The organism is Alteromonas macleodii ATCC 27126, from assembly GCF_000172635.2.
GTDB classification, from domain to species: Bacteria; Pseudomonadota; Gammaproteobacteria; order Enterobacterales; family Alteromonadaceae; genus Alteromonas; species Alteromonas macleodii.
In genome coordinates this window covers 2,734,219-2,753,056 of the sequence record NC_018632.1, presented here as the reverse complement: position 1 = coordinate 2,753,056, position 18,838 = coordinate 2,734,219, and the positions used below count along the sequence as shown (strand labels likewise).

General features: G+C 44.6%; 19 protein-coding genes and 1 pseudogene. 15 read left to right on the top strand and 5 right to left on the bottom strand.

Annotation, left to right across the window (positions count from 1 at the left end; all coding sequences use genetic code 11):
- Positions 1–211 precede the first annotated feature (211 nt).
- Complete coding sequence (locus MASE_RS11760) at positions 212–1,738, bottom strand: ATP-binding cassette domain-containing protein (RefSeq protein ID WP_014949967.1); 1,527 nt, start codon at positions 1,736–1,738, stop codon at positions 212–214.
- 119 nt (positions 1,739–1,857) lie between these two features.
- On the opposite strand from MASE_RS11760, the gene MASE_RS11755 reads away from it, so the two are divergent.
- A complete protein-coding gene (locus MASE_RS11755; protein WP_014949966.1) occupies positions 1,858–2,589 on the top strand; it encodes an SDR family oxidoreductase in 732 nt (243 codons plus the stop codon).
- A gap of 5 nt (positions 2,590–2,594) precedes the next feature.
- Complete coding sequence (locus MASE_RS11750) at positions 2,595–3,083, top strand: GNAT family N-acetyltransferase (RefSeq protein ID WP_080589185.1); 489 nt, start codon at positions 2,595–2,597, stop codon at positions 3,081–3,083.
- Positions 3,084–3,143: 60 nt separating this feature from the next.
- Here the strand turns inward: MASE_RS11750 and MASE_RS11745 are convergent, their stop codons facing one another.
- Positions 3,144–3,563, bottom strand: coding sequence for a helix-turn-helix domain-containing protein (locus MASE_RS11745; protein WP_014949964.1), 420 nt, complete (start codon positions 3,561–3,563; stop codon positions 3,144–3,146).
- Between the two features lie 90 nt (positions 3,564–3,653).
- On the opposite strand from MASE_RS11745, the gene MASE_RS11740 reads away from it, so the two are divergent.
- The 7 genes from MASE_RS11740 (at position 3,654) to MASE_RS11705 (ending at position 8,079) form a co-directional block, all read left to right on the top strand.
- Positions 3,654–4,151 (top strand): DUF2938 domain-containing protein, encoded by a 498-nt coding sequence (locus MASE_RS11740; RefSeq protein WP_014949963.1) that lies wholly within the window; start codon positions 3,654–3,656, stop codon positions 4,149–4,151.
- A 73-nt stretch (positions 4,152–4,224) separates the two neighbouring features.
- Positions 4,225–4,662: a GNAT family N-acetyltransferase gene (locus MASE_RS11735; protein ID WP_014949962.1), complete on the top strand. Its 438-nt coding sequence runs from the start codon at positions 4,225–4,227 to the stop codon at positions 4,660–4,662.
- Positions 4,663–4,707: 45 nt separating this feature from the next.
- Positions 4,708–5,082 carry a VOC family protein gene (locus MASE_RS11730; protein ID WP_014949961.1) on the top strand — a complete coding sequence of 125 codons (375 nt, stop codon included), beginning with the start codon at positions 4,708–4,710 and terminating at the stop codon, positions 5,080–5,082.
- Positions 5,079–5,498, top strand: coding sequence for a GNAT family N-acetyltransferase (locus MASE_RS11725; protein WP_014949960.1), 420 nt, complete (start codon positions 5,079–5,081; stop codon positions 5,496–5,498). Before MASE_RS11730 ends, MASE_RS11725 begins: the two co-directional genes overlap by 4 nt.
- A gap of 410 nt (positions 5,499–5,908) precedes the next feature.
- Positions 5,909–6,574 (top strand): FlgO family outer membrane protein, encoded by a 666-nt coding sequence (locus MASE_RS11715; RefSeq protein ID WP_014949958.1) that lies wholly within the window; start codon positions 5,909–5,911, stop codon positions 6,572–6,574.
- Between the two features lie 4 nt (positions 6,575–6,578).
- Entirely contained in the window at positions 6,579–7,343 is a 765-nt protein-coding gene (locus MASE_RS11710) for a FlgO family outer membrane protein (protein WP_014949957.1), read from the top strand.
- A 10-nt stretch (positions 7,344–7,353) separates the two neighbouring features.
- Entirely contained in the window at positions 7,354–8,079 is a 726-nt protein-coding gene (locus MASE_RS11705) for a FlgO family outer membrane protein (protein WP_014949956.1), read from the top strand.
- A 124-nt stretch (positions 8,080–8,203) separates the two neighbouring features.
- Here MASE_RS11705 and mnmC read toward each other — a convergent pair whose 3' ends face one another.
- A complete protein-coding gene (gene mnmC / locus MASE_RS11700) occupies positions 8,204–10,264 on the bottom strand; it encodes a bifunctional tRNA (5-methylaminomethyl-2-thiouridine)(34)-methyltransferase MnmC2/FAD-dependent 5-carboxymethylaminomethyl-2-thiouridine(34) oxidoreductase MnmC1 (RefSeq protein ID WP_014949955.1) in 2,061 nt (686 codons plus the stop codon).
- 3 nt (positions 10,265–10,267) lie between these two features.
- A complete protein-coding gene (locus tag MASE_RS11695; RefSeq protein WP_014949954.1) occupies positions 10,268–11,542 on the bottom strand; it encodes a Kelch repeat-containing protein in 1,275 nt (424 codons plus the stop codon).
- Positions 11,543–11,765: 223 nt separating this feature from the next.
- On the opposite strand from MASE_RS11695, the pseudogene MASE_RS11690 reads away from it, so the two are divergent.
- From MASE_RS11690 to MASE_RS11675, 4 genes and pseudogenes are all read left to right on the top strand, one after another.
- Positions 11,766–13,330, top strand: a pseudogene (locus MASE_RS11690) (AMP-binding protein).
- Between the two features lie 293 nt (positions 13,331–13,623).
- Positions 13,624–14,838, top strand: a complete 1,215-nt coding sequence (fabB, locus tag MASE_RS11685; protein ID WP_014949953.1) for a beta-ketoacyl-ACP synthase I — start codon at positions 13,624–13,626, stop codon at positions 14,836–14,838.
- A gap of 354 nt (positions 14,839–15,192) precedes the next feature.
- A complete protein-coding gene (locus MASE_RS11680) occupies positions 15,193–15,423 on the top strand; it encodes a type II toxin-antitoxin system ParD family antitoxin (protein ID WP_012518842.1) in 231 nt (76 codons plus the stop codon).
- On the top strand, positions 15,420–15,689 hold the full coding sequence (locus MASE_RS11675; RefSeq protein WP_014949952.1) for a type II toxin-antitoxin system RelE/ParE family toxin: 270 nt from the start codon (positions 15,420–15,422) through the stop codon (positions 15,687–15,689). The genes MASE_RS11680 and MASE_RS11675 overlap by 4 nt, the downstream gene beginning before the upstream one ends.
- A 67-nt stretch (positions 15,690–15,756) precedes the next feature.
- On the opposite strand, the gene MASE_RS11670 is transcribed toward MASE_RS11675, so the two are convergent.
- The gene (locus MASE_RS11670; protein WP_014949951.1) at positions 15,757–16,446 is read right to left on the bottom strand and encodes a Crp/Fnr family transcriptional regulator; all 690 of its coding nucleotides are present in this window, start codon (positions 16,444–16,446) and stop codon (positions 15,757–15,759) included.
- 176 nt (positions 16,447–16,622) lie between these two features.
- Here MASE_RS11670 and MASE_RS11665 point away from each other — a divergent pair, with 176 nt between their 5' ends.
- Together MASE_RS11665 and MASE_RS11660 are read left to right on the top strand one after the other, a co-directional pair.
- Entirely contained in the window at positions 16,623–17,378 is a 756-nt protein-coding gene (locus MASE_RS11665; protein WP_014949950.1) for a class II aldolase/adducin family protein, read from the top strand.
- Positions 17,379–17,615: 237 nt separating this feature from the next.
- Positions 17,616–18,818 (top strand): 4-phosphoerythronate dehydrogenase, encoded by a 1,203-nt coding sequence (locus tag MASE_RS11660; RefSeq protein WP_014949949.1) that lies wholly within the window; start codon positions 17,616–17,618, stop codon positions 18,816–18,818.
- The last annotated feature ends 20 nt before the right edge of the window (positions 18,819–18,838 follow it).

The window sequence follows — 18,838 nt, the reverse complement described above, 5'->3', positions numbered from 1 at the left end:
TATTGTACCTCACCCTCGGTTACTTCGGCGCTATCACTTTTTCCATGAGTTTTCCCTTGTGATAGCGCTTTTTTCTTTCTCGGTACCTAGCCTCGCTAATATTTTTAAATATTAGCTTTTAAGCTTCCAGCTTTAAGGCTAATTGTCTTACAGGCAAGTGCCACACCTTTTTAGCGAAAACTTGAAAAGCCAAGGTTTTCAACATATACCCTTAAACATTATAGTCTTTCATATTTAACGTATTGTGAATGCTAGGAATGCGTTCTTCTGCATGGTGATTCACATACAGCAGTGTACTTGTGCCAGCCCTAGCCAATATATCAATAAGCTTAAGCGCTTTCTGTCGGTTGAAGTCATCTAAACCATTGCAAGGTTCATCCAAAATAAGCACGGCGGGGTGCTTAACCATAGAACGTGCAATAAGTACTAATCGCTGGTCACCAAAAGACAGCGACTGAAACGGCGAGTTCTTTTTCTGTTTCAAACCCAGTACTTCAAGCCACTGCTCTGCCACCATGCGTTCCGCTAGCGTGGGGCGAGTGTACAGACCAATACTGTCGTGAAAGCCTGAAATGATAACGTGCTCAACACTTGCATTCACTTTGTACTGCATGTGGAGCGCATTCGACATAATTCCAATGTGCTTTTTAATGTCCCATATGCTTTCGCCTGTGCCACGTTTTATGCCAAACATTGTTAAATCGTTGGTATAACAATGGGAATTATCACCGGTAAACATTTGAAGCAAACAGGTTTTGCCTGACCCATTTGGACCAGTGATCTGCCAATGCTCATTTTTGTTAAGCGTAAAGTTAAGCTTTTCAAATACGGTTCGCTCATCGAAGCGCACGAATCCATCTTTAAGCTGAATTAAGGTATGAGGAAGTGAATCTAACTCACTGTTTTGATCATTGAGGTTTCGGTTATTGCGATTGGGGTCATCGCCGTGTTTGTCTTTAGCGTTAAGGGCTGAGGGAACATCGATATCATCAGACTCTAGTGCAAACCAGGTGCTTAGTTCTGAGCGCAAACCGTCATAGTTAAGTTTATCTTCAGATTTCCACGTAATAGCCAAGTCATCCATGACAATCAACTGGGCTTGCATATTCTTTGGAATATCTGCGAGTTTGTTGGCGGTAAGTACTAAAGAAGCTTGCTGCTGAGAGACAAGAAAGCGACTAAATGCGCTTATCGCTTCAGCATCTAAACCTTCGAAGGGTTCATCAAGCAAAATAATAGAGGCATTACTTAACCATGCCAACATGATAATAATCTTGCGGGTTTCACCTGTTGAAAGTGAAAGAAACCCATTATCTAGCAAATGCTCAATTCTAAGCGCAGAGGCGAGTTCGTCGTAATAAGGGTGGTTTTGATAATCCTCATTAGTCTGTGCGAATAGTTCGCGAACCTGTGTTGGCTCAGCTATTACGTCTAAAATATCTGCACTGTCTTTTTGTTTTTCTTCTTCAATTATCGCTTGCTGTTTAAAAACCGATACCTCTGCAACAACCGAAGTACATTCACGACTACCGCTTGCTACCTTCCCATTACCGGCAAGCGCGGAAATTAAGAGTGACTTTCCGCTACTGTTTCTACCTGCAATAAGGAAGTGGGACGGCGCACTTTCAGTACAGAGCGCTAGCGAAAATGCAGGAGTAATGTATTGATTAGAAAGCTTTATTTGAAATTCAGAAAGGTACAGCATTAATGATCGCGAGTGAATATAAAGTAGAACCATTGTGAAGTTTTCTGTTTATGTGTCAATGGTGAATAAGACTTTCTGAAGCCAGAACTAGCTGGTAAGTTAGTCTTATAAAATTAGCGCCACGTTCAATGGCCAGTTAAGGGAATCAAATTGTGGGCAAGGTAGTTATTGTCACAGGTGCTAGTCGTGGTATTGGTGCCGCAACTGCTAAATTGTTGGGAAGTAACGATTATAAGGTTTGCGTTAATTACCTATCAGATAAAAATGCTGCGGATAGGGTGTGCGCGTCGATAACTGACAACGGAGGCATTGCATTTGCTCATAAAGCCGATGTTTCAGATGAAGCGCAAGTGCTGGACATGTTCGAATATGTAAGGGAACAGTGGGGGGAGGTAACGCATTTGGTTAACAATGTGGGTGTTTTATTTACCAAAACTGAGTTAATTAACGTCAGTGCAGAGCGCTTCACCAAAGTACTTAATACCAATGTGCTTAGCGCATTCTTGTGTTCAAAGGCTTTTGTAAAACAAAGCGTTGCAGGAGGCGCAATCGTTAATGTTTCGTCCATTGCCTCTCGTACTGGTGCTCCTTTTGAATACGTTGACTATGCGACGTCGAAAGGGGCAATGGATTCATTCACCAAAGGGCTTTCATTAGAACTTGCTGCGAAGAACATTCGTGTAAACAGCGTCCGGCCTGGTTTTATTAAAACAGACATTCATGCCGATGGTGGTGAACCTGGCAGAGTAGAACGGTTAAGCTCACAAATTCCTATGCAGCGGGGCGGTACAGCAGATGAAGTCGCACAGGCGATAGCCTGGCTTCTATCACCTCAGTCTTCATATGTTACAGGGTCGTTTATTGATTTAGCGGGTGGGAAGTAAAGCGCGTGATAACACTCAGAGATTTTAAAATGAGCGATGTAGGTAGACTGGTAGATATTTTGAATCAACCGTCGGTCACGCAATTTCTGTCGACAAAAATTCCCAGCCCTTATACAAAAGAAGATGCCACATGGTGGATTCAAGAGGGGAGCAAAGAGGGTTTTATAAAAGCTGTAGAGTACGACGGCGAGTTAGTAGGGTGTATTGGTGTTAACCCTGGAAACTTTGAATATGAAAGAGCCGGAGAGGTCGGGTACTGGCTTTGTTCATCACATTGGCGAAAAGGGATTATGCGTGACGCGCTGCGCCAAATTATCGCCCTTACTTTCTCAAACACAAGTATAGAGCGCATTTTTGCCTGCGTATTTTCATCCAATCTTGCTTCGCAAAAGCTGCTGTTAGATGCAGGGTTTAAGCAAGAAGCGATATTGCAACGCGCCATTTTTAAAAATGGACGGTTTTACGATAGCCATATTTTTGCCATTTTGAGGTAGCTCTGCGATGGTGATTTTAGTACCCGCAAAGCGCTGAGTGGTTTCCATTGATACGGATTTTTATTTTACTGCTTTATTCGCGGCAACGCCTTCAATCACCCCTGCGGCTGCAAGGTTCATCAATCGACGAAACCTCGGACATTCCAAATGACTCGGTGCTGTGCAAGCAGCTGCATGGTGCAGACCATCACGCATTGCTTCTAATTTTTTGATTGTTTCATCTAATTCGTTCGCTTTTTTAAGTAGTAGATCGCGATCTATATCAGGCTTTGCATTGGTTCCTAATATCCCAGAAATTTCTTCCAGCGAAAAACCTGCTGCGCGGCCTAGTGCGATTAATTCAAGGCGCTCTAGTACGTTTGAGCTAAATACGCGACGTATACCTTGTCGACCAATAGATTTGATAAGGCCTTTTTCTTCATAAAAGCGCAGTGTTGATGCCGACACTCCTGACTTTTTGGCGACCTGAGATATTTCCATACTTTTCCCAAAGGAATGCTTGACTTAAAGTTAACTTGAAGTTGTAGGCTAGCATCTCATGTTAATTGAAACTAGTTATTGAGAGTGAATATGGAAAGTATTGTTTTTATCTTGCTGATAGGTATTGGAGCTACTTTAGTGATGGATTTATGGGCCTTGTTGAGAAAGCAATTGTTTGGTATTTCCCCTACCAATTGGGGCATGGTGGGGCGCTGGATAGGGCACATGAGAAAAGGGCAGTTACGTCATACTTCTATTTCAAGTGCCCATGCTGTTCACGGGGAAAGTACTATTGGGTGGACAGCCCATTACCTAATTGGAATTGCCTATGCAGCACTGCTTATTTTCATATGCGGAGAGTCTTGGTTGTTCGAACCGACGCTAGGTCCAGCAGTGGCGCTCGGTATCGCTACGGTCGTTGCACCGTTCTTTATATTGCAGCCAGGTATGGGCGCTGGTATTGCCGCATCGAAAACGCCTAACCCTAATACCGCTCGGTTACACAGTATTATTAATCACGTCGTATTTGGCGTTGGGCTGTACCTTTCGGCTTTGTTAATTAGGCCTTTACTATCAATATGGCTATAAACGACTAATGATGACTTGAGTGAACTTCAGCTTATAATGGCAAGAAAGCAGCGTGCATTTATAAGAAGACAGGATGAAAATTTCACTGGAAGAAATAAACAAATCTAACTATGAGCAGGTTTGTGACTTGGATGTGGCTGATGATCAACAAGCGTTTGTAGCGTGCAATATGTGGTCGTTGGTTGAGTCTTTCTACAACGAGAACCATACCTGCAAAGCCATTTATTGCAACGACCAGCCCGTAGGGTTCTTGATGTGGGTTCAGGAAACGCCAACCAAAGTGTCCATTTGGCGCTTTATGATTGATGAGAGCCATCAGAATAATGGAATTGGCAGAGTTGCTTTATCTCAAGCTATCACGCTTATAAAGCAAACTTCTGAGCTCAAACAGATAGAGATATGCTATAACCCCAAGAATCCTGTCGCCAAAGCCTTCTATTCAAGCTTTGGTTTCGAAGAGGTGGGGTTAGATGAAGATGGCGAAGACATGCTTGCTGTTATTGCCATTTAGCCACGACTTAAATTTAAAGCAGCGAAATGCGAGGGATCTCAAGATATGGACGTCATAGATATTAAGACTTTTATTCCAAGCAAAAACTACGATATTTCTAAAGCATTTTATTCTGAGATTGGATTTAATGCTTCATACGTAAATGAAGACCTAACACTGTTTGAGAATGGTGATTGTCTCTTCTTTCTTCAGCGCTTTTATAATCCTGAATTGGCGAATAACTTTATGCTACAAATATGTGTAGCAGACATTCAGGATGCTTTTGATTTGTGCTCACGCTCGTTACATAAAACGAAAATTTCATCAATTGAGCAACAACATTGGGGAAGTGTTTTCTATCTATGGGGCCCGTCGGGCGAACTACTTCACATTACCGAATTAGGTAGCTTTTGCGAAAACGAGGGGCGGAATGACGAATGATGCATACGAATTACACCGTTAAAGAAAGTCCTCCGTCAGCTGAAGACTTTGCCAGTCTGAGAAAATTGATTGGATGGAGTAACCCGTGTTTATCGGTTGTTCAAAAAAGTATTGATGCCTCGTTGTTTTGGGCAACAATTTACCTCGACAGCAACCTTGTAGGCTGTGGTCGGGTGATTGGCGATGGCGCAATGTATTTTTATATTCAAGACGTCATTATTCATCCAGGACATCAGAATAAAGGCTTGGGATCGAAAATAATGAACACGTTGATTGCACATTTGGAGTCTTGCTGCGCACCTGGCGCAACCATTGGCTTGTTGGCTGCGCATGGTAAGGAAAGTTTTTATCTTAAATTCGGTTTTGAACCTCGTGACGGTGAAAGTTTAGGTTTAGGCATGTGCAGGTTTATTTAGCTAATTGGTCATTAACGCGGCATGAGAGTCCCGGGAGTTCTCAAGCTTTTTTAATCACTTGGCATTGTGATCATTGCCTATTTAATTATCGGCAGCTTTCTGTCCTAAGGCGGCAAGTCGCCTCCGCTTTTCATGCACGGCCTGACGATAAACATCAAGTTCTTTTAACACTGAGAAAGGTATATCTCCTTAAACTAGGCGCTTTACGTCACTTGGTTATCAGCAATTTTATCAATGTAACCTTCAATGTAACGGTCAATGCTGCTTGTAGCCTCTCTTTGGTGTGAATTTTGCAAAAGCATGTTTAAAGACACTAAAAATGTCGGTTTGCGTAGTAGCTGATCACTGTTTTTCGATGAGTTTTTGCTTCTTTCCGATAGAAATTTGACGTTTTTCACTGGACACGTGTAATGAAAAGTATGACAAAACCTGTCTCTCACGCTTTGCTGACAGAAAATGGTCGCTTAGTCGTGAAAGCCTTGGCATATACCGCGCTTCTCATGGGCTTACTCTCTGGTTGCTCTTCATCTGACGAACCTAAGAGTCAATTTGCGCAAACCGATGCCAGCGACGTATCGGCGTTGGGTAATGTGGAATACCATACCTATATGTTGGCGAACGAACTTTTTGCTGATGTGGGTCCAGCACGTCAGTCTCGCTATGCGGTAGTTGGCTTTGTACCTGCTGATACTATGAAATACAGTGCTGGCCATCAACATCCGCTAATGTTGTTGGGCCATCAACTTGAACAAGGAATGATTACTGAGGCCACGAAAAGAGGCTTTTCTACTCAAGAATTTAAGCTTTCGAACGATATAATTGTTAGTAACGAGAGCGACAGAGTATTAACCCGCGATATCGACCAGCTTTCCAACATTGAGCGCGTCGATTTTTATATAACCGGCACTATGGTGTATCAAGAGTCTGGCGCGGTGGTTAACGCTCGAATTATCAACGCTAGAAATAAAAACATTGTCGCTGCAGCAACACGCTTTTTCCCTGCCGAACTATTTTGGCGCGAAGAACAAGTAACCACCAGAAACGGCAAGTTATACAGAACTGAAGGTACGAGGTAACCCCATGAAAAGACGAAATCAATACGCGGCGCTTTCGCTTTGTGCTTCACTGCTAAGCGTCAGCGGGTGCTCTATGATGATGGGGGAAGAAGAGGTAGCCGAACAAGCGCCTCAGCGCCCGGCCATGAACGTGATTGATATTACTGCCGCCGACCGCGCTCCCTCAAAGCCAGTTGAAAATACCAGTGATACCCAGTCTCAGGGTATGGACGCGTACGGCGCTATCGGTCAACCTCCTTTGTATTCGAGCGTACAGGGCGCGTATAAGGGTCGACCTCTAACCAAGCATATTGGCGACTATGTGAAGAACATGGCGCAAGACTTAATTGCCAATATGGAATATGTGAATAACAAGACACCTATTGGTGTAACCCATTTCGCACTACTAGATACTGACTTGCAGAAAACAGATTTGCTTGGTCGTCAGATGGCGGAATCTTTTGTTCACGAACTGCATAAATTCCGCGTGCCGGTTATCGACTTCAAAGCCACTGAATATATTCGTATTACTGACGATGGCGATTTTGTATTAAGCCGAGACTATCTGGAATTGAGCAGCAGCCTTCCTATTGAATACGTGTTAACGGGAACGATGACAAAGCACCAAGGTGGCGTGTTAGTTAACGCTCGTATTTTGGGCATGGAGTCGCGCGCAGTTGTGGCAACTGCGCAAATGTTAGTGCCGTTCTACGTAGTAGATGCACTTATTCCAAGTGACGGTAGCCAGCAAAACGGTATGCGCGATGGCGTTAAGCTAAGTCGCGGCTAGGAGTTTCAGTATGGTGTTTACAAAGAAGCTTTTGCCAAGCAGTTGGGTAGCCGTTGGCGTAATGCTGAGTGTTTGTATGACAGGGTGCACTAGCACGGAGTCTATGGGCTCGTTCTGGTTAGGGGAAGACGGTGAAATTACTCATCACGCCGAGCCAGTACCTGTACCAAGCCGTTCAGGGCTGGAGTACACACCAGATTCTCGCGATAGACAATATCAACAGCACGTGGAAGTTGAACCCGGCTATAAAGACCCACTACACCATGGCTATTCACCTTCACAAACGCATAAGCGCTTAAATGATTACGCCTCGCAACTTGCGATGGAGTTAATGGACAATGCAACCCGTCTTACGCAGCAAGATATGGTGGGTGTGGCGAGTTTTGTGAGGCTTAATCAGTCGTTGAGCGACAGCACCGTGTTAGGCAATCAGCTCTCAGAGTATCTAATAGCCGAGCTGCAAGACTTTGGGTTAGCGGTTGTCGACTTTAAGCTTGCAGGTGGCATTACCGTGACGCCAGTCGGCGATTTCGTACTTACTCGAGATGGTACTGCACTCGCTAAACAGGTTGAAATGGACCATGTTGTAACTGGCACCATCATTGAAGATGACAGAGGCGTCCGCGTAAACGCCCGTATCGTGTCGCTGGAAAATAAACAAGTGGTGGCAAGCGCCAACGTATACATTCCTGCGTTTATCGTGATGGATTTAAATAAAATGGCTAGCGTAAACTAGCCATTTACTTCCATTGCGCTCTGTTTTTTCAAAGCGAACTCCTTTCATGTTCGCTTTAAAACCTTTAAACATCCGATCTTTTGTGTCTTGCACAGGAGAATTTTCACAAAGGCCTCTTGGTTTATTAACCCTGACTTCTAATTGCTTCGCGAGTCATAAAGCGGCTTGTGTTCACTGCATTAAGCAAATCGTTGCTCAAAGGTAGCGGCTCATTACATAGACTGCTCACCAAGATCTCTGCCATTAAAGGCGCTGTAGTTAACCCTCGTGACCCTAAGCAAGTAAGCGTGGAAACTACGCTGGTTGGCAACACTGGCGCGCTGGTTAACGGCTTGCCCACACCAAGCATATCGTAGTGTTTTTTTAGCGCATTAAAATCATGCAGTGCACCTACTACTGGCTGGTGGTCGGGCGAACCTAAACGCGTAGCCGCTCTGGCTTTACCGTCATGTTGTAATGCTTGCACGATGTCGGTGTTTGCCAGCGCCTGTTCGTGGGTGGCGAGGTTCATTTCAGTTTCATCGCCTCGTACATCGGTACTTAAGTCGTTTTTAACGTAGGTTGAACCTAACGCATGCCGACCTTCGAATACAGGTGTCATATAGCCTTTGTGACACAACACAGTGTTAAGCTGTTCAATTGGCATTTGGGTGGGAATAGCTTCAACCTGCCCGCGAACAGGACGAAGGGACAGGCTGTTAAAATCGCTAGCGTTTACCGCACCTGCACCAAGGGCAAGAATAAGGTGATCGGCACTAATAACTGCTTCACTCTCAGCGCTATCTAAGTTAAAACGAATTTGCACCTGCTGCTTTGTTGTCTCAACTGCCTCATGAGATACATAGGTATGATTGGGTTTCAACTCGAGTTTGCCACTTTGAAGTGCTTCTTTAATCATGGCAGTAACTAGCTGTGGAGGAGAAATCCAACCGCCTAAGCCAATGTATAAGCCAGAGTAGGGAAGAGCTAGGTTAGCTATATCGCTCACTTCTTTGCTGTCCACGGGCTTGATCAAAGCTTCAGGCCATACGTCGGCAGCAGCCAATTTATTTTGGCGTTCTGCTACCTTGTCGTTAAAGCTTAGTTGAATAACGCCACAGAAATCATGGGCAACGTCGGCTAGGCCACAGGCTTTTGCATGTTCAATTGTGTGGTCGTAGGCTTGTCTAGCATACAAAAAACTGTGCGCCTGAATGCGGCTGGCAATACTTGCTTCGCTATGGAGCTGCGGGTAAAAGCCGCCTTGCGGGTTGCCAGATGCGCCGCTTGCAAGGGTGTCACCATCAAAATACAAAGTGGTGCTAATGCCGCGTTTTACTAAAGCCAAGCATGCCGTAGCTGCTGCAAGGCCGGAGCCTACTACCGCGACTTTACTTGTTTTATCTAAACTGTCGTTCGCGTACCTATAGTAGGGGCCAACAGGCAGGCGAAGTTTATGCTGAACATTCTCATTGTCTTGGTTAAAAACGCCGGTCAGCATGTCGCGCTTACGGCCAAAACCGTTGCGTTTTTTAATGGTAAAACCCACACCAGCTAGCCCACGCTTTACGATGCCTGCGGCGGTAAAGGTTCCAAAGGTTGTGCCAGTTTTCGACAAGCGAGCCATTTGGCTAAACAGAGCATCTGTCCACATATCAGGGTTTTTGCTTGGTGCAAAACCATCTAAAAACCAGGCATCGATGAGGCCATTTACAGGAGAATGCCATTGAGGCAAAAGCTCGTGTACATCACCAATCCACAAGTCGAGTGTGGTTGAATGGTTATCAAAATGAAGGCGATGACAACCTTCAAGGCCCATGGGGTAAAGTGAAGCGAGTGCTTGCGCTTCGTCTTTAAGAGCAGGAAAAGCTTCTAGCGCACGCTGCATATCCTGTTGAGGCAGTGGAAACTTTTCCGTGGTAATAAAATACAGGCGCTTTAACGGATGATCAGGGTTCGCTGCTCTAAATTCGTTAAAGGCACGCATGGCGACCAAAAAGTTCAGCCCAGTTCCAAAACCTGTTTCAGCGATGACAAAAGTAGGGTTGCGCCACTGTTGCCAGCGCTCAGCAAGGTCGTTGCCTGCAACAAAAACGTGTTGGGTTTCATCAATTCCGCTGTCGTTAGAAAAATAAACGTCGTCAAAATGGTCGGCGACAGGCGTACCGCTCTCATTAAAATGAACCTGTGCATGCTTAGATTTCACTGTTTATTTTTCTCCGTTTATATTGTTTTGGTGTTGGCACTTTGAATTGGAGGCGGTTTTCACTACTTCAACAGCTTGCCCATCCGATCCTTGTTTTGAAACGCCAGAGCTAGCCTGGCTTTTAGATAAACAAGACATTTCTGCGAGTGTTGAAAAGTGCGGAATTACTTTACTGGTCACGAGCTGTGCGCCAAGCATACCGCCAACGGTGTACCAAGAACCGTTAACGTTAATTAATCCGCGATGATCCATCGTAGGTGCTTCAGCTTCTGTTTTCGAGATAACCCAAGTGCCTTCAGCAATATCAAAGATCCAGATGGCGTCATCTGCAGTTGAAGGCTCGCCGTTATAGCCAATGCCATTGTAGTTGTACGGATTAGTCGAGCCGCCAACAAAATAGATTTTACTGGTGTCCTTATCGCCCGCTGCCGCCATGCGATAGCGCGCAGAACCCGTTGGATGGTCAAGCGTACGCCAATCAATTTTGAATGGATTTTCCTTGTCAATTTCACCTTTAAAGCAGGCTGTTTCTGGCGCGAAGCTGCGGCGTTTATCGCTGTGAGGTGTTACTGATACGCCGTCACAAATTACCATAGTGCTGTTAACGATGCCGCCAGCTTGTCCGAATACCGGACTGCCAAGAAAAGGGCTCGCCTGTTGCCATTGGGCGGTTTGCGTATCGTAAACCTGCACAAGGTTTACGTTCCCATCGTTGTGCCAGCCAGAAATTAAGTACACGTAACGGTCTTGGTAAACTAAAGCAGTTGCATCATCAACAGGCACGGGCATAGGCGTTAATAGCTTATATTCCCCTGTTACAGGAGCGTATTTATAAACTTCTGGCGTACTAATTTCATTGTGATTTTCATCAACCGTGTAACCGCCAAAAATATAAATGCTGTCATTAACGCCCACTGCTATGGAGGCTAAACGGCCTTTAAGCGCAAGGCTGGATGGAACTGGGGTAAGGGCTTGCCATTGCAAAGGTTTATCTTTGTTGTTGATAACAAGTTGCCAAGCACGGTTGTGCACGTCTTTATGGGTCTTGCCTTTGCCCAGCCCCATAAAACTAAATACATATTGTGTGTCGTCTATGGTTACAGAAGCTACGGCATTGTTTGAAACTGGCTCTGGTAGCGCGGGGAGGACGATAGGCGCAGCTGTTACTGAGACAGTCGCTGCAGAAGCAATGATAAAGGCAGCCACCACGAAAGAAAGTCGGGGTACCGTACTTTGAAAAATGCGTAGAGCAATGGTTCTTGGCTTTTTTAATAACACAGCAATCTTCAGTTTTATCTAAATTTCGAACGTTTGGCCGCGTATTCTACCTGTCACCTTTTTGTTTTTCCGCAAAAGTTTGAACCTGCTTAAAACTCTTCTTTTCTTATTGCTTTTGCAAATAACAATCTATCAGTAAAAACAATACGTTTATTTAATTGTTATTGTAAATAATTTGTTAAATTTAGCGCTAAGTCTATTGAACATAGTTCAGGGAGAAGGTATGGCGGGCGTGTTTCACCAATGTGGTCAAAGCATTTGCAAACGCACTAGAGACGAAATGGATGATCGTGCACGTATCATAGCACGTGCACTGGCTGAGCAAGGTGTGTGCGATAACGATGTGGTAGCTATTTTTATGCGAAACCATGTCGATATATTTGAAATAGTTGAGGCATGCCGATATGTGGGTTCGCGCTATGTTCTGCTTAATTGGCACAGCCCTGTTGCCGAACTTCTGCCTATTTTAGACGACTGCAGCGCTAAAGTGCTGTTCGCTCATCGCGATTTATTAAAGGGTGAGAATGACCGCCAAACCTTATTACAAGTTCCCACCTTGTCTGCGATATACACGATTAAAACGCCGGAAAGTATTTTAGAGCGCTATCATTTAACAGATAATTCACTGTTAGCATCAGAGGCGAAAACTGGGGAACAGTACCAGTGTCTTGATACGCTATTAGCTGCCCCAAACGCAACGCGCCACGATGAACCGCCAAAACGCTTTAAGGGCATGTTTCCCTACACATCTGGCAGCACCGGAAAACCCAAAGGTATTAAGCGAGATGAAGACCTAACGCGGCCAGACCCTTATTTAATATTTAAAGGGCTGTCTGAAGCGTTAATGCAGCTATCAATAGGTGATCGCTTTTTCGTCTCGGCACCGCTTTATCACAGTGCACCACACGCGCTTACGCTCTGCTGTTTAGCAGCGGGCAATATTGATGTATACATTGAGCCTCAATTCGACCCCGAACGCTTTTTACAAGACATAGAGCGGTTTAAGCTGACTCACGCCTATATTGTTCCTACCATGATGGTGAGGCTACTTAAACTGCCCGAGTCGATAAGAAGCAAATACGACACTTCAAGCTTGCGATTTGCCTTATCAACCGGGTCCGCACTGCCAAGCGATGTGAAAGAAGCAATGATTAACTGGTTTGGTCCAATTTTCTATGAATCTTATGGTGCTAGTGAATTAGGCTTTATGACCCTAATTTCATCTCAAGAAGCATTAGATAAGCCAAATTCTGTGGGTAAGCCCATTCCCGGTGCCGCGATTAAAATATTGAGCGACGATAAAGAGGAGTGCGAGGTAGGTGGTGTTGGCGTTATATATGCGCACCTTTCCATGTTCGCGCCATTCAAATATACCAATACTACGGGCACGCAAAGCGACTTACATGTTGGTGAATTCACGACATTAGGTGATATGGGTTATGTGGACGAAGATGGCTACTTATATATTTGCGATAGAAAAAAGACATGATCATCTCAGGTGGCGCCAATATATTTCCTGCTGAAATAGAAAGCGTCATCATCGAAATGCCTGAGGTTGCAGACTGCGCGGTATTCGGTGTGCCTGATGCTGAGTATGGCGAGAAAGTGGTGGTGGCTGTTCAATGCTCACCCGACAACGCGCTGTCGATTGATGCGCTACACGGGTATTTAGATGGCAAACTGGCGCGGTTCAAGTGGCCTAAAATGTTGCAAATACTCGATTCTCTGCCCAGAGAAGATACGGGTAAAATATTTAAGAACAAACTTAGAGCTCACTTTGGTCAATAAAAGAAACCGCTAAAGCTATTTTGAAGGTTTTGTGAAGGTATAAATTAACGCTGGTCATGACCCTGTGCATTCGTGCTACATTGGAATTATTCCGAATAAGAAAGCTTAGACGAAGACGGCAAAAACGAAAAAGAAGGGAAGTGGGAAACTACCTGTTTATACACATAAGCCCAGAATTGAAACAGGTACTGCAACGCTGAAACTTGGCAAATTTGAGTATGGCAATTGGCAGAGCAGACCACTTTACCATTCAAAATCGTTACCATAAGCCGCAACAACGCAAAGGGTAAACTATGAGAAGAGCAGTTATCACCGGTCTTGGTATCGTATCAAGCATCGGCGTAAATAAAGAAGACGTACTTGCTTCACTTAAAGCGGGTAAGTCTGGAATTACATTTTCAGAACAGTTCGCCGAAATGGGCCTTCGCAGCCAAGTTTGGGGCAACATCGACATCGATTTGAAAGACCATATTGATCGTAAAGCCATGCGCTTTATGGGCGATGCGGCAGGCTACGCATACGTAGCGATGCAACAAGCCATTGCAGACTCTGGTTTAGAAGAAAGCGACATTTCAAACGAGCGTACAGGTATTATTGCTGGCTCAGGTGGCGCGTCTTCTGAAAACCAAGTGCTTTCTGCTGATATTCTTCGCGAAAAAGGCGTTAAGCGTGTTGGTCCATACATGGTTCCTCGTTGTATGGCATCTACGGTATCGGCTTGCTTAGCGACACCGTTTAAAATTCGCGGCGTGAACTATTCAATTGCCTCTGCGTGTGCAACTAGTGCCCACTGTATTGGTAATGCGCTAGAGCTTATTCAGCTTGGTAAGCAAGACGTAGTATTCGCTGGTGGCGGTGAAGAATTACACTGGTCACTATCAAGCCAATTCGATGCTATGGGCGCACTAAGCTCTAAATATAACGACAATCCTGCCGTTGCATCACGTACTTATGACGCAGCACGCGACGGCTTTGTAAGTTCAGGCGGCGGCGGTATGGTTGTTGTTGAAGAACTTGAGCACGCGCTTGCACGCGGCGCAAAAATCTACGGCGAAGTAGTAGGTTACGGCGCTACATCAGACGGTTTCGACATGGTTGCACCGTCGGGTGAAGGCGCAATTCGCTGTATGAAAATGGCAATGCAAAATATTGATGCGCCTATCGATTACTTGAATACCCACGGCACATCTACGCCTGTAGGTGACGTGAAGGAACTTGCGGCGATTCAAGAAGTGTTTGGCCAAGCGGGCGTACCTATTAGTGCAACTAAGTCACTGACAGGTCACGCACTAGGTGCAGCGGGTGTAAACGAAGCTATCTATAGCTTGTTGATGATGGAGAATAACTTTATTGCGCCATCAATTAATATCGACACGCTAGACGACGCGGCACAAGGGCTAGATATTGTTACTCAAGCACGTGAAGCAACGTTAAACACAATTATGTCTAACAGTTTTGGTTTCGGCGGCACTAACGCAACGCTTGTTATGCAGCGTTATAACGGTTAATTAAAACCGCTTGAACCAGTAAGCTTTTTTAACTTCAGTTAAGAAGTTTCAAAGAAGACAAAAGGGCGTAAACCTGAGCACCGTGGGTGCTTGTGTTTACGCCTTTTTTATTGCTATTATTTTTAAATAAAACCTGTGTTTTCAGAAGCGGCCGCTTAAGCGATTGTAATTGTGTATTTTGTTCGTGAATCAGAATGTCAAATTTTTACTAAGCGCACTGTTTCGAGTGACACTAAATTTGTCGTTCAACTAAGTGCTCTGAGCTATCGGTTAAACCTAACTTTCATTACTTAATTGGCAATCTTTGTCAATGTTTGCCATAAATTTAGGGTGGTGAACATTCGGAAATAGACAATGGCAACTTTAAATGTGTCGCTTCCTGACGAAATGCGTACGTGGATTGATGAACAAGTAAAAACTGGCAAATTTGCTAATGCTAGTGATTATATTCGCGATTTAGTACGTCGCAATCAGAGTGAGCGAGAGGCAATTAGCTTAGCTCTCATAGAAGGTGAATTGAGTGGGAAAAGTGATAAGAATGTTTTAGATATTATTCAAGCTAAGAAAACTCGAGCCTCAGAATGAATAAATATACCCTCTCTAATAAAGCAGAGGAAGATATCTCCGGGATTTACGATTATTCAGCCAATATTCATGGCGTAACTCAAGCTGAAGCCTATCTTGTTGCCCTACACGAAGCTCTAGTTATTCTGGCGGAAAAACCTAGTTTTGGTACTTCAGCAGAGTATATCAGAAAGAATTACTTTCAATTGCCAGTTCATAGGACATGGTCTTCTTTAAAAAAGTCGATGACGGTACTTTCGTCATTAGGGTACTTCATCAACAGATGAAATACTCTATACATCTATGCGATTGAAATACGAAGGAAAGACCCAGTAATGTGGCGGAAGCGTCAAGTTAAATAAACTGATAACGACTAAACAAGGTATCTGGCTCGGGAATAGTGATTTTCCCGTAATGCCGTTTTACCAAACCTTCTTGTTGAAGTTCACCTAATAACTGGTTCACCGTCTGCCTACTGCTATTTATCATTTGCGCTAAAGACTCTTGCGAAAGCGTAAGTGTAATCGCGTTATGTTTGGGCAAATGCTGACCATAGCTGGTGGTAAGCATTAAAAGCCGTTTTACCAGCTGGTGCTTAAGGCTAAGACCCGCACTTGAGTCAATAAATTGAAACGCGCTGCGCACTCGTGTGCATAAAAGGCGGGTGAAATGCGGGTAAAGTTCAGGGAACTGTTCAAGCAGTGCTTTAAACGCGTTCTTTTGAATAATCGCCACGGTGCAATTTGTCTCACAGAAGTTGTCGTGAGTACGAGGGAGGTCGTCAAACATCGATATCTCACCAAACCAGGTGCCGGGGCCCAGTAGCGCAAATAGCATTTCGCGACCATCCACGCCCACAGTGACAACTCTTAAACGGCCCTCGCATACACCATAGAAACCGACACCGTCTTCACCTTTGGCATGCAGTTGCTGCCCGGCTTTTAGGTGTTTTAGGCGCATCTTGTCGAACATGGCTTCCTGCAAATAGGGTGGGATCGCGCCAAACCAAGTAGAGCTAGCGAGAACAGGTTTAAACTTTTCCATTTAACAAATTTCTTACAATGTCGTATATCCGACAGTGTATAGCAATTACTGCGCGTAATGTAGGCGGTAAGAAAAAGTAAGTGGAAGTTTCATTGAAACGCTCAAGGTATCGAGCCTTCCACCTAGGGCTCACCCGCCTCAAATGAAATTAATTTGTACGTTAAAAGAGTAAAGCTATGACAGATTCAGTAAAGTCGAAAGTTAGCAGTGAAGAATGGCAAACCCGTGTTGATCTTGCCGCATGTTATCGCGCAGTTGCTATGTATGGTTGGGACGACCTTATTTTTACCCATATTTCTGCTCGTGTTCCTGGGCCTGACCATCATTTCTTGATTAATCCCTACGGTTTAATGTTTGATGAAGTTACGGCATCAAACTTGGTTAAAGTTGATTTACACGGTAACAAGGTAATGGAAAGTGAGTACGACATTAACCCAGCAGGATTTACTATTCATAGCGCTGTTCATGAGGCTAGAGACGATGCCAAATGTGTGTTGCATTTGCATACAGCAGAAGGTGTGGCGGTATCCATTTTAGAAGAAGGGCTGCAGCCTTACTCGCAACAGTCGCTTTTCCCGCTGGCGTCGCTTTCCTATCATGCCTACGAAGGCGTGGCGCTAAACCCAGAAGAAAAAGTGCGATTGGTTCGCGACCTTGGCGATACCCAATTTATGATTTTGCGCAATCACGGGCTTTTAACCTGTGCAGACAATATTCCCGATGCATTCTTGTTTATGTTTATTATGCAGCGCGCCTGTGAAATTCAGTTAAAAGCGCAGGCCACAGGCAAACCGCTTATTCCAATTCATTCGGCAATTCTAGATGGCATTCGTACACAAGCCGATCAAGTCACTCGGCAGGCTGGTGGTTCGTTAGCATGGCCGGGTATTAAACGACGCGTTGAACGCCGTTTCCCTGGTTACGACAAGTAACTATTTAAAGTTAACGTTATCCAATACCACGTTCGCAAAGGGTGAGGTGGACAAAAAACGTGAGCTAAAGCGGTTTGCTTCAAGCGTTCCCGTGTTAAAGGATTGTATGAACTTCGGCCGTCTCTTTAATGTTGCGGCCAAACGTGCATCAAAATGACGTAAATTAAACGAATCACCGACAAGATAAATCAAGGGCGCTGGGTTACTAAAAGCCTAAGTTAAGGTACACTTAGCACCATGAAAATACTTCTTGAAGACACCATTCCGTTTGGCACCGATTACCTTAATAGCGTAGGTGAGGTTGAAACCTATGCATGGCAATCTCTTGTGCCTGAAATGCTGCGCGATGTAGATATTCTTGCGCTACGTTCTACTACCAAGGTTACCCCTGAACTGCTAACCAAGGCTAACAAGCTCAAGTTTGTTACTACGGCAACGGCGGGAACCAATCATCTAGATAAAACGCATTTAGATAGCGTGGGTATTATGCATAGCAGTGCGGCAGGCTGTAATGCTGTTGCGGTTGCCGAGTACGTGTTAAGTGTTTTGCTGCACGCGCAAAAAGCCCAAAAGCTCGATTTATATAATGCGACAGTGGGAATAGTAGGTGCGGGTAATGTGGGAACTGCATTATCAAGAATTTTAATGGCAATTGGCGTTAAACACTGTCTGTATGACCCACCGCTACAGCAAGCGCTAGCAAAATCTGGTAAGAAGGAGCATAACGGTCAGTCATTTGTAGACTTAGCGCAAATAGCAAAGTGCGATGTTATCTCGCTTCACGTGCCTTTTATTAAAGGCGGCGAATATCCTACATATCAGATGATAGACGAAGCGTTTCTGGAAGGATTAACGTCAAACCAGCTGCTTATAAATGCATGCCGGGGTGAGGTTATTGATGAAGTGGCACTACTTAGTGTACTTCGAGGTGAAAAACCGCCAACGGTGGTACTCGACGTATTCGACAATGAGCCTGCCATAAATACAGCATTATTTGACTATGTTTGGTTCGTTACACCACATATCGCGGGGCACTCTGTAGAAGGCAAAGTGCGCGGTACGCAAATGATTTACGAGCAAATTTGTGACGTAGTGGGCAAAGCCCCAGACAAAGTGCTTAGCGACTTTTTAGAGAAAACCAATCCGATCAAAGTTGCGTTAAATTCGCCTGAGGCGGTGCGGTTGTCGGTTGAGGATCTCATTGCCGTATTCCACGATGTGTATGATGTAGCTATTGACGATGAGATAACGCGAAACGCGTTTGCGTCAGGCCATAATGAAACGCCAGAGACACACATAGCAAATACGTTCTCTACATTGCGCAAGCAATACAGAGTGCGTCGCGAGTGCAGCGCCTATGCGTTACACTTGCCAAAAAACACCAGTAAGCAAATCCAAGACACATTCACCAAACTGGGCTTTCACGTAAGTCTGGTTTAGTTATTTTAATATTAGGAGCA

What these genes read in the sequence shown, in the direction of transcription:
- MASE_RS11760 (WP_014949967.1), bottom strand. Translation starts at nt 1,738, where the DNA reads ATGGTTCTACTTTATATTCACTCGCGATCATTAATGCTGTACCTTTCT.
- MASE_RS11745 (WP_014949964.1), bottom strand. Translation starts at nt 3,563, where the DNA reads ATGGAAATATCTCAGGTCGCCAAAAAGTCAGGAGTGTCGGCATCAACA.
- MASE_RS11740 (WP_014949963.1), top strand. Translation starts at nt 3,654, where the DNA reads ATGGAAAGTATTGTTTTTATCTTGCTGATAGGTATTGGAGCTACTTTA.
- MASE_RS11735 (WP_014949962.1), top strand. Translation starts at nt 4,225, where the DNA reads ATGAAAATTTCACTGGAAGAAATAAACAAATCTAACTATGAGCAGGTT.
- MASE_RS11730 (WP_014949961.1), top strand. Translation starts at nt 4,708, where the DNA reads ATGGACGTCATAGATATTAAGACTTTTATTCCAAGCAAAAACTACGAT.
- MASE_RS11725 (WP_014949960.1), top strand. Translation starts at nt 5,079, where the DNA reads ATGATGCATACGAATTACACCGTTAAAGAAAGTCCTCCGTCAGCTGAA.
- MASE_RS11715 (WP_014949958.1), top strand. Translation starts at nt 5,909, where the DNA reads ATGAAAAGTATGACAAAACCTGTCTCTCACGCTTTGCTGACAGAAAAT.
- MASE_RS11710 (WP_014949957.1), top strand. Translation starts at nt 6,579, where the DNA reads ATGAAAAGACGAAATCAATACGCGGCGCTTTCGCTTTGTGCTTCACTG.
- MASE_RS11705 (WP_014949956.1), top strand. Translation starts at nt 7,354, where the DNA reads ATGGTGTTTACAAAGAAGCTTTTGCCAAGCAGTTGGGTAGCCGTTGGC.
- fabB (WP_014949953.1), top strand. Translation starts at nt 13,624, where the DNA reads ATGAGAAGAGCAGTTATCACCGGTCTTGGTATCGTATCAAGCATCGGC.
- MASE_RS11680 (WP_012518842.1), top strand. Translation starts at nt 15,193, where the DNA reads ATGGCAACTTTAAATGTGTCGCTTCCTGACGAAATGCGTACGTGGATT.
- MASE_RS11675 (WP_014949952.1), top strand. Translation starts at nt 15,420, where the DNA reads ATGAATAAATATACCCTCTCTAATAAAGCAGAGGAAGATATCTCCGGG.
- MASE_RS11670 (WP_014949951.1), bottom strand. Translation starts at nt 16,446, where the DNA reads ATGGAAAAGTTTAAACCTGTTCTCGCTAGCTCTACTTGGTTTGGCGCG.
- MASE_RS11665 (WP_014949950.1), top strand. Translation starts at nt 16,623, where the DNA reads ATGACAGATTCAGTAAAGTCGAAAGTTAGCAGTGAAGAATGGCAAACC.
- MASE_RS11660 (WP_014949949.1), top strand. Translation starts at nt 17,616, where the DNA reads ATGAAAATACTTCTTGAAGACACCATTCCGTTTGGCACCGATTACCTT.